The sequence below is a fragment of the Bradyrhizobium sp. CCGUVB1N3 genome (assembly GCF_024199925.1).
Lineage (GTDB): Bacteria > Pseudomonadota > Alphaproteobacteria > Rhizobiales > Xanthobacteraceae > Bradyrhizobium.
On record NZ_JANADR010000001.1, the window covers coordinates 7822767 to 7838872 of the forward strand.

Here is a 16106-nt window from a genome sequence, read left to right on the forward strand (position 1 = left end):
GTTCGCAGAAAAAAATGGAGAGACTGAGAATGGCTTCAGCCAAGCTGGCACACAACTTCATCCAACACCCCTATTCCCGGCTGGATGCCGCCATCGATGCGACCGTAAGGGTCAATGCCGATCGCAACGATCTCGAAAGCCGCTTTCCCAAAGAGAATTTGGAGGCGTTGGCGGAAGCGGGCTGGACCGGCGTCTTGAACGAAACCCGGTTTGGCGGCCTTGGCCTAGGCCATGTCGATTTTGCCGAAGCTGCCTATCGTATTGGCCAGGTTGATGCATCGACTGGCCTTATCTACGTCATGCATGTCGGCGCGGCTCAGACCATCAATCTATATGGCAGCGACGACCAGAAGGAGCGCTGGCTTAAGGCGAAGGACGGTGCTTTGCTGGGTACATATTCGACCAGTGAACGCGCGACCGGGGGACACTGGTGGTATAATCTATCGGAGGCATCGCGCGACGGTGATGACTATCTGCTCGATGCCAAGAAATCATTCACAACGAGCTCCGGTCAGGCTGACTTCTATGTCGTGCAGACACGCACGCCCGGCGCCAAGGATCAGGCCGACATCGTCTTTTTCATCGTCGACGGCAAGTCTCCCGGGATCGAATCGAAGCCTTGGAACGCCCTCGGCGTGCGCGCCAATCACTCGGGGCCCATCCAGTACACCAGCGTGCGGGTACCGCAACGGGACCGGCTCGGCGCAGAAGGACAGGGGAAGGAAATCATCTACAACGGTGTCTCGCCCGTCTATCTGATTGGGCTCGGCGCCGTCTGGGAAGGCCTGGCGAGGGGCGTGTTGAATGCGGCGGTCAAGCACACCGCAAGTTTCGTACACAAGGATCGGAACAAAAGACTTGCGGACTATCAGGCAATCCGACAGGAGCTCGGTGCGGCCAAGGTGCTCGTCGAATCGTTGCGGCCGTGGCGCCTGGAACTAGCAGCAAGGCTGGACGAACTCTGGCGCGCCGGCAAGCCGCAAAGTGAAATCCTGATCCCGCTGACCGAATTCAAGGTGCACGCCGCCGAGGTCGCGAACAAGGTCGCCGCCGCTGCACTGACGGTGACGGGAGGTTACGGCTATCACCGAGGGCCGATCGAGCGTTCCTTCCGCGACGCTCGTGCTGCCATCGCAATGGGGCCGTCCAACATCATCGCTCGGGACTGGATTGGCAAATCGCTGGTCGGCCTGCCATTAGAGCTGTTCTATGAAGGCGGAGAATAGTTCGAACTTCGCAGGTTAACCCGCGGAGGATTGGAACCTCGTGCATGCCGCGGGAGATGCGGCGATCAGGATCGGATATTGAACGGCACGTTACGGCGCCGGCCAGCCGGGGTGACGAGCAGGCGTTGGGAGTGCTTCATGAGCGCACGAGTTGAACGGGCCGACCGATCCGGGCCGGGATCGGAATTCAGCGTTGTACCGAAAGCGCAGATCATCAGGTCCGATGCCGAAGCCATCGACATCGCGCACAAAGTGGCCGCCGAACTTGCGCTCGAGGCTCCGTAGGACTTCTGTTTTCTTTGCGACCTCAGCATCTTTGTTGGCTAACTGTTCTTGGAAGCGACGCCGCGTTTCCTCAATGAGGGGCGCGGCGAGCGACTCCGTCAGCTTGATTTCGTGATTACAGTTCGGGCAGTGGAGGGTGGGCTCATGCGTAGCATGGGCCGCCGTTGCATTCAGGTTCATGCGCCCCCCTTTGTCCGTGTCTATGCTGCCGGAATGAAGGTAATCCGGCCAGTCTCGCCGCGCTTACGATGCGGCTTTACCGTGATTTCAACATCTTGGTCGAACGCCGTGAGCATCCTCAACAGCTTTTCCACCGAAACCAGCTTCAACTGGCCGCGAAGGAGCTTGGATAGGTCAGGCTGCTTCATTTCCACCAATTTTGCTGCGGTTACCTGGGAAAGATCCCGTTCTGAGATCAGCCTTTTCAACTGGACTACGAGTGCAGCTTTGAGCTGATGTTCCTCGGCGTTCGGTAAGCCGAGATCAGCGAATATATTGCCAGAGCCCTTGGTATGGGCAGGTAGCTTCTTCTTGGTGCTCATCATCGGCCTCCCTTCGTTGCTTTGTGGATAGCTTCGGCGTCGCGCAAGCGCTGCCGTATCAACTCCACGTGTCTCTGCGGGGTGGCAATCCCGCTTGTTGATTTCTTTTGGAACGCATGCAGGACGTATAGGACGCCCTCAAATCGCGTTGTGTAGACGGCCCGGTAGGTGTCGCCGTCAAAGTTGTCCCGGATCTCCAAGACCCCGCCGAAACCCCTTAAGGGCTTGGCGTTGCGTGGATGCTTGCCGAGCTGCGCTTCAAAAAGGGACTGGCCGATCTCGCTCCGGACGGCCGCAGGAAAGGCCCTGAGGTCCTTTTGGCTCGAACCCACGAAAACAGTGGGTCTAATCGCGCGCAGTAGATCATTCACGGTCTTATAGTAATATACCTATAGGCTTCCTGTCAACGCTCCTTACAAGACGGGGCGGAGTCCGGCCGACAGGCGCTGACGCTTCTGGGTGACGAGCGTGCTATGCCGGCGACTACAAGCTCCGCACTTTGCTGGACTGCGTGCTGTTTTTGCAGGCTCTAAAATTGGGCTTCTCGGTGCTGACCGCCAACGTTGCCGACTTCGATATCCTGCTACAACTGCTGCCGGCGGGCAGAGTGCTCTATCGACGGAAGTAGCGTCCGAAAGGCCGACGGGTGGGAACTGGCATCACGTGCCGGCTATCCGGGGCACAGCGGACTCCAGCAAGCCGTCCGCCCGGCGCGTTTATAGGTTCACGGCCCAGCGAAATACGATGAGTTTTCTTCTGCCTATCGCGAGGCCTGAGAAACCGCTCGACCTCGCGAGCGGCTTCGACGCTCAGCGCGTCGGCCTCTGGAGCATTGAGGGAAGTGCGGTAATCAGCGTGCGGGAATCATAGTTCGGCTTTCTTGCCTCGGCGGCACCTCTGTCAGGAACGTTTCATGCGCGATGACAAAGCGGTCGGCTTCGCCAGAAGCAGAAGCCGACAATCGACCAGCGGAATCCATCGAACAAGAGCGCTCATCCGCCGAATTTATGCGTCGATGCGTGATTCTTGCGTCAAGCAACAGCAATAAACCGGTACTTTGCAGGCTAGGCAGGGTGATCTTAGGTCGGCGAGTACAGCGACGCAGGTGCTGAGATCAGGTCGGCGCAGCGGCATAGGAGCAGAACATGGCCAGCCATTTCTACCGCCTCCGTATGGGCACGTATGCCGAGACCTTGTTTCGGCGAAGCAACCGTGACCTGCAGCAAAGGCTTTGGCTGCAGTACAATCTGATGCGGCTCGTGAATGAATTGACGCAATCGGAGCACCGGTTCGGCACGGCGGACCAGCAAGTCCGGGATGGATACGATGCGGCCGAAGCCGTGACCGGCTAAATTGACTTCATCAGAAGTAACACGGAAATCTTTCTCAACGACGCACGCCCGTGGAATTTCCTTCGCGCATCGGGCAATCAGCCCGTCGCATGCGGTCGCGGCGTGCGCGCAGGTCCTCGATAAAGTTTGCAAGAACATGCCAAGCACGAAATCGACGTCCGCGCTCACGCCACAAGGCTCGCGGAGGCCTCTACCGTTGGCCAGGCTACCGCTCGACGACCTCAAGCGTGCGCGACGCGCTTTCTGAGACACCAGACCGTCTGGCGGTGGGCAAGATAACCTTGTCGCTTGATGGTCCTGCTCTATTGAGTTGAGATTCAAGCAGGCAATGGCAGTCAGATGGCCAAGCTAGCTTTGCAGCGCTTGAGCAACATTTTGCGCTGTTCTACTCCAGTGAGCCAGAGTGGACACCACGTATGAAAAACGCTTGGCGATCCAGGCGCCGCTATGGTACGCGGCTGCGCAATCGTTACGATCGCGCGACTTAGCAACACGGACGTCTCATACTACGGATGGTCTTGATGCTCAGTGGGAACTCTGGCTAAATCGCGCGCGTTCAACTTGGAGTTACCGTGGTGGCGATAGGTACTGTAAAAATGGTTCAGCGCAGCTAAGGGCTACGGCTATCAAGCCAGATGATGGCGGCCCTGATGTCTTCGTGCATATTCGTGCCGTTGAAAGGGCCGGCTATAGCGAGCTGGCAGAGGGTGCAAAGATTAGCTATGAGATAACGACCGGACGTTCTGGTAAAGTATCCGCCGAAAATCTCCGACTTGGATAGTCTTCCTCGCGCAAACGAAAATCAGCCAACCATTCCTCGTTCTGGCTCCGCCTCCGGCTTGTCCGCGAGGCGTAGGTTCGGCCTCAGCATATCCCCCCGGAGCCGCTGAGGCCGTTTCCTTTTTTGGCGCCGTAATTCCTCGAGCCCCAAATAGCGCGGCCAATTGTGTGGGAGCTATGCAGAATTTTGGGTGACGAGGTGATCAGGCGGCGTGGGTTGCCGGCATTTGGATGACCTCGATGCCGTCGTTGAATCTGACACCTGCGATGATCTTCGGCAACTGATTTGTGCCTTTGAGCCGCCGCCAGGTTTTTGATGCGGCGATAACCAGCTTGAACACCATCAGCCTGGCGGTCGTTGCCGACAGCGATCCTTTCGTCCGCACGGTTCTGTGCCGCACGGTCGCGAACACGCTTTCGATGGGGTTGGTCGTGCGCAAGTGATCCCAATGCTCGGCAGGGAAGTCGTAGAAGGCCAGCAGTGCGTCGCGGTCCTTGGCGAGGCATTCGACCGCCCGGCCGTACTTGGCGCGATATTTCTGGGCGAAGATGTCGATCGCCGCTTCGGCGGCCGCCCGGTTCGGCGCCCAATAGACCTCGCGCAGGTCCTTCTTCATGTTGGCCTGCACCGAGAGCGGGACCTTGTCCAGGACGTTGACGGTCTTGTGCACCCAGCAGCGCTGGTGCCGCGTGCCGGGACAGATCTCGTCAAGCGCCTTCCAGAAGCCGAGCGCGCCGTCACCAACGGCAATTTCAGGGGCGATTTGCAACCCGCGCTGCTTCACGTCGATCAGGAGCTCACGCCAGCTCTGCGCGCTCTCGCGGACGCCGACCTGAAAGCCGATCAGCTCCTTCTTGCCTTCCGGCGTCGCGCCGATCAGCACCAGCATGCATTCGCCGTGGTCTTCCATGCGCGCCTGCAGGAAGACGCCATCGGCCCACACATACACGTAGCGTCGCGCCGACAGATCGCGCTTCTGCCAGCGCTCGTACTCGCCCTGCCACTCGGCCGTCAGCCGAGAAACCACCGCAGGCGACAGGTTTGGCGCGTCCTTGCCCAGCAGGGCCGTCAGTGCCTCCCGGAAATCGCCGGTCGAGATGCCGCGCAGATACAGCACCGGCAACAGCGCATCCAGGCTCCGGGTGCGCCGCGCCCACAGCGGCAGGATCGCCGAGCTGAACCGGATCCGCTCGCCATCGCTGGCCGCTCCACGGTCGCGAATCTTTGCCCGCGCCACTTCGACCGGGCCGATGCCGGTCGCAATCGTCCGCGCCGGGCCGTAACCATGTCGCACGACACGGGCGCGCCCGTCGGCCAGCTTCAAATCCTTCACCGTGGCAAGAAACGTCTCGACTTCGACCTCCACGGCCTGCGCCAGAAGTTGCCGAGCACCAGCTCGCAGAATATTGGTCAGTGGATCGTCGATATCGTCGGGCTGACGAAGGGCAACAATATTGCTAGTCTCGTTCATGGCGTATCGCTCTCCTTGAGAGGTTCTGGCAGGCTCGACACCCGCCTCGATACGCCGCCTATCTCAGTCCGTCATCACCCAGTTTCCCGCATAGCTCATTGTGTGGGGTTCGTTATCGGACCATACCCTGAAGCAGTCTGAGCGCTGCTTTTTGGCTTGAATCTCAGCTCGCCGCGACTAGGAGCAAGGAGCCCTGAACAACCTCTCTTGGAACTCCCGAACGCATCATCAGAACGGCTTTTGCCGCTCGTTTTGCCAACTCACGAACCAAGCTCCGCTTTCACCGTGACGCTGACGCCCGGTCGCCGCCAATTCATAGGATGCGAGCATCATCTCAGTCGCGGAACATCTGATGGCTTTAGTCGGATGAAAAGCTGCGCGGTTCCCGCGACAATGAGCAGAATTTCGGCGGTATATGGCCTAATACCATGAAGTTTCCTCTGTGTTGCCAGCTACTATTTATGCATATGGGCCCAAGCTGGCGCTGAAGAACCGGCTATTCTTTGAGATCGGCACTCAATCAATTGCTGGTCTTACGTGTTTTGATGCATCGCGTTGCCTGAGCCCATTTCGATCACACAAGAAGGTTACGTACGTTTCGGCCGAAGTGAACACCAACCGTGATTGGCGACACCGAGACCTGCCGGAAACAACAAGATGCCAGATGCAAATGAAAGAAAGACTCGATCGAGCCGTGAGTGACTTCATCTGGAATATCGTCGAGGTGCATTCCATTCTCGAGGAAATACACAAGAGTTGGGCTCAGCTATTAGGCATAACTGAGCCGCAGTGGTTGATCTTGATGGCCATCGACGAACTCGACGAAGGTGGCGGGGTCTCGGGAATAGCGATTGCGAACAAGCTGCGTATCCATCCCGCCTTTATCAGCCATCAAACAAAGCGACTCGAAAAGCTGGAGCTCCTTGCCCGCGTGACCTCGCCTGATGATGCGAGATGCCTGCGGATATCGCTGACTGAAAAGGCGCAGGCGGACATCAGGAAGCTGTCAATCAAGAGGCAAGCTCTTAACTCTACAATGCTTGACGGGCTCGACGAGGAATCTCTTCACTACGTCAACAAACGTCTAACCTTGCTTGCCAAGAACAGCCGATTGGCATCTCAAAAGCTGAGTATCGGGATATTGTAGGTCTAAATGACGCAATGTTGAGCATCAGAGCGCGCTCGCCGGCACCATACGGGCTCTCCTTGACATGATCTTCCGGGGGGCGCCATGATGTCGGATACGGAGGCCAACCACTCCATCAATTCAGACGCGCCAGCCGGGCACTCAAGACGCTCCAAATCTTGTCCTCCGCGCCATTGGCCGCACGATTGCGCACAACAGCGGCCCCTAAACGGCGTTCGCTAAACTGCCGGAGCAACGCGCGCGAGCGAAGCAGCATCCGCTGCTATTCCAAGGAGATCGACCATCTGCTTCAACGCGTTGGCTTGATTGACGCGCATCTGCGGAAACGGCGAACGTCAGACTGTTCGGGCTGAAAGGCCTGAACTAGAACTGGCACGGCGCTCGCAGGATCGCTGTTGCCACATACGAAAATATCAGCGGCCGCGTAGGACCTCTCAGGCCAAGTATGCAAGGTGATGTGCGATTCCGCCAACAAGGCTATTGCGGAGACACCGTGACCCGGACAAAACTCATGAACATGAAGGTGGAGTAGGGTCGCACTCGCCGCACGGACGGCTTTTCGGATTGCGTCTTCCGCAACAGCCGGGTCGTCAAGGTTCTTCGCTCCCCATAGGTCGATGAGAATATGCGTCCCACCCGAGGACAGAGCCGGCGGGGCTGCCTTCTCGCCATCAATAGTCATTGAGAAATCTCCATTGAATCATCGGCCGCATTAGGCTGAGCTGTTCGGGATCTGGATGGCGAGGTGATCAGGCGCGCTCGGCACTTGGATGATTTCAATGCCGTCATTGAATCTGACAACTGCGACCTTTGGCGCCTATTTGTGCCTTAAGCCGCCGCCAGGTCCCTTATGCTGCGATCACCAGCTCGAGCACCATCGGCCTGGCGGTGGTTGGCATCAAGGAGCCGTTCGCCCGCATGCTCCTGTATTGCCCGGTGCCGAACAGGCTCTCGATGGAATTGGTGGTTAGCAAGAGATCCCTGTTCGGAGTGCGTCGCGATCCTTGACCAGGCATTCGAACGCCCGGCCGTTCTTGGCGCAACGCTTGTCGGCGAAGACGTCGATCGCCCCTTCGGTAGACGCTCGGTTCGCGCCCAATAAACTTCGCGTCTTGCAGAAGTCGAGCGCGCCGTCGCCGACAGTTGCATTGCCAAGCCACCCTTCCCTTGAGGTAGGGCATGGTGTCGCCCTGCGTGCCCAAGGCGTAAACCGAGGCGACCGGGTCCGGTGACAAAGTCGCTTGGACCCGCCTTGAAGTTTACCCTCGCTGCTATGCCGGAGCCGGCAAGACAGGTATTTCTGCAGTTGGAGACGGAGCCGTGGGCGTCGCGTTTGAGGCCAAACACCCAACCATTTTTTTGCGAGTTGTAGCCGATCTGGTCGCCCGCAGAGACCGCGGGAGTATCGGCGCAGCCGCCATAGACAGACGGAACGTCGGGATTTCTGAAGCATGCTTGAGCGCTGATACTGCGGGCGTGCCGGCCTTTATATTCTCCAGACCGGCTCCACGGGGCCGATGGCAGCAGTACTGCTGGCTCAAGATCCGCCGAATTGGCTACGCCGCTTGCTTCCAGCGCAATCGTTGTCGCTCCCCCAGAACGAACTCCAGATCGCATTAAACACTCCGCAGCGCTATCCCTATCCACAACCGAGCATTTTCGAGCTGGCTTCGGTGATGGCACCGCGAATGAAGCAAGCAGCGTGCCGCTTGGGAATTGAGGGGGCACCGGTTGCTTGGTACCGGGTGCATGCGTCAACTTATGGACAATGGTCTTAAAGCTCACAATCGCTTTGTAGCGTAGCGTACGACAGCAGGCTGCGCTGCAGGAAACCGCTTTCGTTGCTGGCTAGGCTGCGGCTATCGAAGTCTGGCTCGTGGCAAAGACGTCACGAGCGATCGGTTGCGCGATGCGGCACGGGAGGAAAGGCTCATCATCAACCCTTCAAGCTTACCACCGACACCCGCGCGATGATAACACTCCGGCTTCGCCTTGGTGCCAAGCGGCACCGCAACATTGTTTGTATCGGATCTTCTGTCGGCGGCGAGACGCAAGCTTGCTTTGACGAGCTGAAAGGAGTTGTCGAGCGTGCACCGCGTGGCGGCCAAGCAGCGCTACCCCACGTTCAATCCAGATTCGGAAAGCGTATCGGAACGACGGCCTTTCGGGCAGCCTCGACGTCCAGAATAGACATTTCTGAGTGCGTTTTCGTGTGGAACAGGGCGAACGCCTGCGAACAACATATCAATCGTGGTGGTGGTTCTGCACGCACACGATTCGTTACGCCGCTCATAGCCATTTCGTGAGCGAAGAACGACAAAAAGTTCGAGCACTTAACGACTGCCCCTCAGCGGCTACCGGAACGACGCAGGCCTCGCGGAAAACGATGAGGCGGTTCTGTCTTGGTTCTTGCGCAATCGATATCATCGCTTTCCGCACCGCGCGCGACCTGCAGGCCGGCTAGGGCGCCACGTCTTGTTTCACGAGACAGCACCAAGCCACAGCCCAGGCGCCTACAAATGCAGGAAATCACAAGCCGGAACCGAGTCTCAGGACGCGCTGATTGCGGGTGTCATGCAGATTAGCGCGTGTCTACTACAAGATCAGGTAGATGCCACCGCCAAGCTGAGGCCCTAGCGTTCGGTCATGTTCCCTGCCGATCATCGAGGACATCGTGAACGCAAAAAGCGAGAAGCTAGCAAATCGGCAAATCGGCGTAAGATGACTGGCAGAACCAGGGTGGCTAAGCAACGCAAAACCCATTCAGGACCCGCGATGTTCTGGCTGAAGGGCCGCACAGGGTGAGGAATGGCGGCAGGCGTACGCCTACGGAAAATCGGTCGGGCAAAATTCCGCTTGTGGAAGGTCAACCGATCGACGCCATCATGGCGATCGAACGGCTTGCAAGCTCGGATCCGGAAAGGGTTGCGCTCAGGTACGGCGTAGACGCACTCACCTACAAGGCACTGCGATCAAGATCGGATGCGCTCGCGAGGACGTTACGAGAGAAGGTGGCTCACGGCGCGGTGGTCGGCTATTGGGGTGAGCGAGACCTCGACTGGGCGACGGCGGTCGTCGCAATTTTGAAGGCTGGATCAACCTATCTGCCGCTCGATCCATCGTTACCGGTTTCCCGTACATCATTCATGATCGAGCAGAGCCGCTGCGCTCTGATCATTGGCCCGAACCAGCTGGAGCAGCTCAGCCTATTCCAGGCTAGCAGCATGGCCACCCCCCAATTCGTGACAATAGAGGCGGCGTTGCGCGAGGGTCAGACTTCGACTTTTGTGCCATCATCAAGCGAGGATGGAGTAGCCTACATTCTGTTTACGTCTGGTTCGACGGGCCGGCCGAAGGGCGCAATGATTGAGCGCGCAGCCCTCAATAATCATCTGATGGCAAAGATTGACGCTTTAACTCTCACTCGGACTGATTGCGTCGCGCAGACAGCGTCGCACTGCTTTGACATTTCGCTGTGGCAGCTTCTGGCGGGACTTTGCGTCGGAGGCTGTATCGCGATCATCGATGATGCGACACTGAAATCGCCAGTATCTCTTCTCCAAGCCATTCAACAATACGGCGTGACGGTCGTTCAATTCGTGCCGTCGATGCTTGCGGTATTTGTCGAATATCTGCAGTCGCTTGCGGCCGCTGAGCGAGTTCTAGACGGTTTGCGGAGTATTTCTACGGTCGGAGAACCTCTAACTCCCGGCCTGGCGCGCGCGTGGCTTGCCTTATATCCCTCGGTTCCCATTCTCAACCACTACGGGCCGACCGAGTGCGCGGACGGCGTTACGCATCATCTTCTTTCCGTCCCGCCCGCGCTGGCTGACACTTATGTTCCGATCGGCAAAGCGATTTCTAACCTTGAGGTCTATGTCGCGGATGGACCGCGGCTGTGCGACACGGGAGAGGTCGGCGAAATCTGTGTTAGCGGCATTGGTGTCGCGGCTGGTTACGTCAATGACGATGACCGCACCAAGGATGCCTTTGGGCCAAACCCGTTCTTGAACGATCCTTCGTTCCAGCGCCTATACCGGACAGGCGATCTCGGGCGAGTTCGTTCCGACGGCCTCTTGGAATGTCTCGGTCGACGGGACCGTCAGGTCAAAATTCGCGGGCACAGAATTGAGCTGGGAGAAATCGAGGCCCGCCTTTCCGCCCATCAATTGGTACGTGGCGCCGCCGTGGTCGCCTCGGTCAGCGCAGGCGTAAAGCTTACGGCGAGAGACATAACCCGGGCTGAGGGGGAAACTGGATCGAGGCGGCTCATCGCGTATGTGTCAGCCCCGCCTGAAGTAGCGGAAGGCGAGCTTCAGAGCTTTCTTGCCGAAACGCTTCCCGCCTACATGCTCCCAGAAAGGATCATCCACGTCGGCGGTATTCCACTGACCAGCAACGGAAAAGTCGATTTTGGAGCCTTGCCGGACCCGACCAGTGTTCGCCCTCTCTTGCCGACTCCGTTCGAAGAGCCGCAAACAGAGCTAGAAGCTCAGCTGTGTCGACTTTGGTCCGACATTCTGCGTATTGAGAACATTGGCGTCAATGACGAGTTCATTAGCCTCGGCGGAGACTCGCTTCGGGCAATGCTGATATTGGGCCGGTTGCAGACCCTGCTCGGAGTAAGAGCAGATTTCAGGTTGGTTCTGAATGGAACGGTCCGATCTCTTGCGGCGTCGATATCGACCCGAGCCGAATCGAAACCGTGCACAGCCCCGGCGCACGGCAAGCTTTTGCGAGCGCCCCTGACGCGAGTTCAGGAGCACCTATGGTTTCTGTCGCAGCTCGATCCATCTGCCAGGAACTACATCATTCAAGGCGGCCTGCGACTAAGAGGCATCATCGATCCGGCCGCGTTCAATCGCGCCTGGACCGATGTTGTTCACTCCCATCAGGCACTTTCTGCACGTTTCACAGACGAAAACGGTCCGGTTCAGCTTTTCGATGCTCCGCAATGCGCAAGCCTTCAACTGGTCGATGCATCTCATCTCACGGCGCAGGAAGCTGAGGAGCTGGTCTCGGAGTTGCGCCGAACAGAGCTGAACGCCAGCTTTGATCTCGGCGAAGGCCACCTATTTCGCGCGCGCATGATCCGTTTTGGCCCCGACAACCATCTCATACTGATCACCGCTCACGAAATCATCATCGATGCCTGGTCGATCTCCGTTCTGCTTAGAGACCTTCGACAAGGCTACGTAGATCCCGCGGCGTTCTTGCCAGAGAACCGCGCGTCACTTTCGGCCTACGCGCTCTGGGAAACGCAACACACGACTACAGAGGCGCTGGCCAACCAACGTAATTATTGGCGTCGTCAGATTGGTGATGATCCGCCGGTGCTTTCGCTTGGAACGGGACGAGCGCGGCTGCAGACAAATTCCTACCGCGGCGCCTCGCATGCGGTGCTGCTTGGCAGCGAGCTCTCCAATCAGGTCCGGGAGTTTGCCCGCCGACACAGGTGCACCACGTCGACAACACTCCTCGCATGCTTCAAGCTGCTGCTGCGGATGTATAGCGGTCAGGACGATATTATCGTTGGCATACCGCACGCCGTACGGGATCAACCTGGCAGCACGGAAATCGTTGGCTTTTTCCTGAATATGCTGCCGATCCGCACCGCGATCGATGTCGACCAGTCCTTTGCGGCTCATGTCTCGCGCGTCCAGGGCCTCGTCAGCAGTGCGATTGCAAATTCGGCATATCCATTCGGCTGGATGGTAAGGGATGCCCGAGTACATCGCGAAGCGGGACGCTCGCCGATCTTCCAGGTCATGTTCAACACGTACTCCGAGGCCGCCGAACCACCCGGCCAACATGAGTTGGATCTGACATTCCGTGAATACGAGACCGGCTATGTAAAATTCGATCTGACATTGTACGCACAAGATCAGGGCGATGAAATTGCCCTCCAGCTAGCGTATGCGGAAGACATATTTTCGAGCGATCTGATTGTCCGTATGGCCGACAATCTGCGCTGTCTGATTGCAGCCTGCATTGAGAAGCCGCTTGCGCCCATTGAAGATCTGAGCTGCCTCAGCGCGTTAGACGTCGCTATGCTAGACTCGCTAAATGGCTCGGCGCAGCCATACGAGACTGAATGCTCGCTTGTCGAGGCGTTCGAGCAAATCAGCGTCTCCAATCGGACACAGGTAGCATATTTTGGCAATTTCGGCGAGATCACATTCGGCCAACTGCGCGAGCGCGTAGCAGCTATCAGGTCGCTACTGCGAGCTTCGGACGTGAGGGCTGGCGATATGATCGCCATGGTGGTTGACCGGTCGCCTGACGTGGCGGCGGTTATTCTTGCGACACGAGCCTTGCAGGCCGTGGTTGTCCCAATATCGCCGGATTGTCCGCGTGATCGGATCGAACATATCCTGCGAGATAGTCAGGCAAAGCTCTTGGTTCACGCAAATATCGCTGAACCTGGTTTCGACGTGCCGTCGGTCTGTCTATTGACGCTGGAAGCGTCCAGCGTGGGCGCGCACGATTTTTGGCGCAGCGACAAACCATCAGATCAGGGAATTGCAAGCCTTATATACACCTCGTCCTCAACCGGGAAGCCGAAGGGGGTTCTTATACAGGAATCGGCTACTCTCAATCGGCTGAACTGGATGTGGCGACGTTTTCCCTTCGACAGTGCCGACGTTATGGTTGTCCAGAAGTCCGCTTCCCTTGTTGCGTCCGCCTGGGAGTACTTTGGGGGGCTTTTGAAGGGTGTGCCCACGCTGATCCTGACCCAGGAGCAGTTGCTGGATCCAGATCTACTGTTATGCACGTTGGCGAAACGTCGCGTGACACATTTATTTGCCTCGCCACCACTCCTGTCCGGCATCATTGATTCGCAAGGACGGCACCCGCGACCGACAGCCTTGCGGCTGGTCACGAGCAGCGCCGAACCGATGCCTTCCTCGCTCCCCGGCCGCTGGCGTGCACATTTCCCGGACGTGCCGTTGTGGAACTTCTACGGTGCTACGGAATGTGCATCCAATGCAGCAGTCTATGAAACATCGGACGCTTGCAACGGCTCGTCGCTTGTCCCCGTTGGGCGCCCAATCGATAACGTCAAACTCCACGTTCTCGATACCCAGTTGAAGAGAGTCCCTGTCGGAGCCCCCGGCGAACTCTGCATCGCCGGACGCTGCGTGAGCGCTGGGTACTGGCGGGATCAGGATCGGACCAACCGCTGTTTCGTCCGCAATCCCTATGATCACGGCCAATACAGCGTTCTCTATCGAAGCGGTGATATCGCACGCATCTCAACCAGCGGTCTGCTCGAAATTTGCGGCCGGTCGGACAATCAGATCAAAATACGGGGCTTTCGCGTCGAGCTGGAGGAGGTCGAAACGGCTCTTGAGTCTCATCCTGCAATCGCAAAGGCCGCGGTGGTCGCAGACGGCATGGATAATCATCGTCGCTTGATCGCTAACGTGGTTCAGGCTCGCGACAGTCTGAGCTCTGGAGACATCATCACTCACCTGCGCCACACATTGCCGTCCTTCATGATCCCCGCCGCCTTCCGTTTGGTTGACAGCATCCCCCTTACGGCAAGTGGGAAGATAGATCGTTCTCGACTGTCGTCCGTTCCCTCCCGCGAGGTCGGGCCAGTTCCATGTGCTGAGCCCCGCACGAGAAAGGAGCGCATTCTTGCTGAGATCTGGCAGGATCTATTAGGCGCCAAGTCGGTCGGACTGGATCGGAGCTTCTTTGATATCGGCGGAGATTCTCTTCTCAGCGTTCGCTGCGTCACGCTGGCGCGCAAAGCCGGGCTGAATCTCACCGTCGAGCGGCTCCATCGAACACCGACCATCAGGGAATTGGCGGCAGACGAAGCGGTTACACGCGATGCCGTCCGTTCCCCAGACGGTTCATTGCCAGTGACCCCCGCAACCTCATCTTGGAACCGTCTTGCCGGCTTCGATGAGCATTTCAACATCGGCGATCTGTTCTTTTTGCCCGCCGGCATCCTGAACGTCCGAACGCTGGAGCGTGCCCTTGCTCATGTCATGGATGGGCACGAAGGCCTCAGACTCCATATTGCTCGAACGGTTGAGGGCCTACGTCTGACAATCGGACCGTCCGTGGCCGAACGCCTCGTGGAAGAGATCGATCTTGTCGGAATGGACGTCCTTCAGCAGCGCAAGATAATCGAGAGCATGTCAGCAAGACGTCAGCACATGTTTCGGTTTGACGGCCAGAGGCCTCTTGTTAACGTCACCGCCTTCCGCACCGCGGAAAGCGGCGATTACTATCTGCTGGTCCTGATGCATCATTTTGTAGCGGACGGGATAGGCTATCGACTGTTCCTGGAAGCATTGGATGCGGCGTACAACGCCCTTGCTTCGGGCCATATCGAGAGTGGTGCCGAGAACATACAAATGCTCTCTCCATGGTGGAAGCGCCTTGAGCACTATGCGAACAGCGAAGCGCCGGCCGAACTCAAATACTGGGAGGGCATTGACTACCACCAGTTCAATTTCCACGTCAGCGACACTTCATCAGGCGGCGCGAGCTTTTCGAAAGTGACCGCCAGAGAGCTTCACTATGCGCGACTTGAACGTCGCATGGACGAAGCGAACTGCCGCGCCCTTTCGGAAGATCAGGCCAAATACCATCTTGAGATCGACAAAGAAGCGACAGCCGACCTCTTCAATATTGCAGCCAGATGGGCGCATTGTCAGGACGTCGATGTCTTTCTGGCCGCTATATCTGGCGCCTTCGGACGCGTTTGCGGCAACCACTCGCTTTGGATCGACAACCTTACCTCAATCCGAGGTCGGGTGTTTGACGATCTCGAATCATCTCAAATCATCGGCAATATCAGCGAGCTTGTTCCGCTTCCCTTGAGACTGACAGGAACGGAGCGCCGCTCCGATCGTGCGCGCTCAATATACCGCCAGCGCAATGCCTTGCCGCGCAGGGGAATAGGGTTTCGGGCCATGAGATTCCTAAACCGAGATCCTGCCGTGCGGAGTCGGGTCGATCGCCTGCCCCTACCAAGAATTGGATTGAATTATCGAGCGGGTGTGCAGCGCCATTTTCCACGCTGTCTCCTAGCCAAGGAACCCTCTCCACTCTGGATCGGCGAAGACATGGATGAAGCGTCCGTGGGTCATCTCTTCTGGTTCGATGTCGGATATCAAGCCGGCCAGATACAGATCGAAGCAAGGTACGATTCAAGCCAAGTCGGGTATGAGCCGACCCGTAATCTTTGCGAAATATTGCAACAGGAGCTGTTGGAGACGATTAGCGAATTCGGATCAGTTCGTGGCACGTTCACCCATGAATGAGCCGGATGTGAAAAG

10 protein-coding genes and 1 pseudogene are annotated in these 16106 nt (G+C 57.8%); 4 read left to right on the forward strand and 7 right to left on the reverse strand.

What is annotated here, in order from left to right; genetic code table 11:
* Positions 1–29 precede the first annotated feature (29 nt).
* The gene (locus NLM33_RS37105; RefSeq protein WP_254103390.1) at positions 30–1226 is read left to right on the forward strand and encodes an acyl-CoA dehydrogenase family protein; all 1197 of its coding nucleotides are present in this window, start codon (positions 30–32) and stop codon (positions 1224–1226) included.
* Positions 1227–1316: 90 nt separating this feature from the next.
* Here NLM33_RS37105 and NLM33_RS37110 read toward each other — a convergent pair whose 3' ends face one another.
* From NLM33_RS37110 to NLM33_RS37130, 4 genes are all read right to left on the reverse strand, one after another.
* The gene (locus NLM33_RS37110) at positions 1317–1691 is read right to left on the reverse strand and encodes a hypothetical protein (protein ID WP_254103391.1); all 375 of its coding nucleotides are present in this window, start codon (positions 1689–1691) and stop codon (positions 1317–1319) included.
* A gap of 20 nt (positions 1692–1711) precedes the next feature.
* Complete coding sequence (locus NLM33_RS37115) at positions 1712–2056, reverse strand: helix-turn-helix domain-containing protein (RefSeq protein ID WP_254103392.1); 345 nt, start codon at positions 2054–2056, stop codon at positions 1712–1714.
* A complete protein-coding gene (locus NLM33_RS37120) occupies positions 2053–2424 on the reverse strand; it encodes a type II toxin-antitoxin system RelE/ParE family toxin (RefSeq protein ID WP_254103393.1) in 372 nt (123 codons plus the stop codon). Before NLM33_RS37120 ends, NLM33_RS37115 begins: the two co-directional genes overlap by 4 nt.
* A gap of 708 nt (positions 2425–3132) precedes the next feature.
* Positions 3133–3573: a hypothetical protein gene (locus tag NLM33_RS37130; RefSeq protein ID WP_254103394.1), complete on the reverse strand. Its 441-nt coding sequence runs from the start codon at positions 3571–3573 to the stop codon at positions 3133–3135.
* A gap of 407 nt (positions 3574–3980) precedes the next feature.
* On the opposite strand from NLM33_RS37130, the pseudogene NLM33_RS37135 reads away from it, so the two are divergent.
* Positions 3981–4186 (forward strand): annotated as a pseudogene (locus NLM33_RS37135) (cold-shock protein).
* A gap of 202 nt (positions 4187–4388) precedes the next feature.
* Here the strand turns inward: NLM33_RS37135 and NLM33_RS37140 are convergent.
* Positions 4389–5657 carry an IS256 family transposase gene (locus NLM33_RS37140; protein WP_254094380.1) on the reverse strand — a complete coding sequence of 423 codons (1269 nt, stop codon included), beginning with the start codon at positions 5655–5657 and terminating at the stop codon, positions 4389–4391.
* A gap of 694 nt (positions 5658–6351) precedes the next feature.
* Here NLM33_RS37140 and NLM33_RS37145 point away from each other — a divergent pair.
* Positions 6352–6804: a MarR family winged helix-turn-helix transcriptional regulator gene (locus NLM33_RS37145; RefSeq protein ID WP_254103395.1), complete on the forward strand. Its 453-nt coding sequence runs from the start codon at positions 6352–6354 to the stop codon at positions 6802–6804.
* A 289-nt stretch (positions 6805–7093) separates the two neighbouring features.
* On the opposite strand, the gene speD is transcribed toward NLM33_RS37145, so the two are convergent.
* Positions 7094–7486 carry an adenosylmethionine decarboxylase gene (speD, locus tag NLM33_RS37150; protein ID WP_254103396.1) on the reverse strand — a complete coding sequence of 131 codons (393 nt, stop codon included), beginning with the start codon at positions 7484–7486 and terminating at the stop codon, positions 7094–7096.
* A 166-nt stretch (positions 7487–7652) separates the two neighbouring features.
* Positions 7653–7820 (reverse strand): hypothetical protein, encoded by a 168-nt coding sequence (locus NLM33_RS37155; protein ID WP_254103397.1) that lies wholly within the window; start codon positions 7818–7820, stop codon positions 7653–7655.
* A gap of 1869 nt (positions 7821–9689) precedes the next feature.
* Here NLM33_RS37155 and NLM33_RS37160 point away from each other — a divergent pair.
* Positions 9690–16091, forward strand: a complete 6402-nt coding sequence (locus tag NLM33_RS37160; RefSeq protein ID WP_254103398.1) for a non-ribosomal peptide synthetase — start codon at positions 9690–9692, stop codon at positions 16089–16091.
* The last annotated feature ends 15 nt before the right edge of the window (positions 16092–16106 follow it).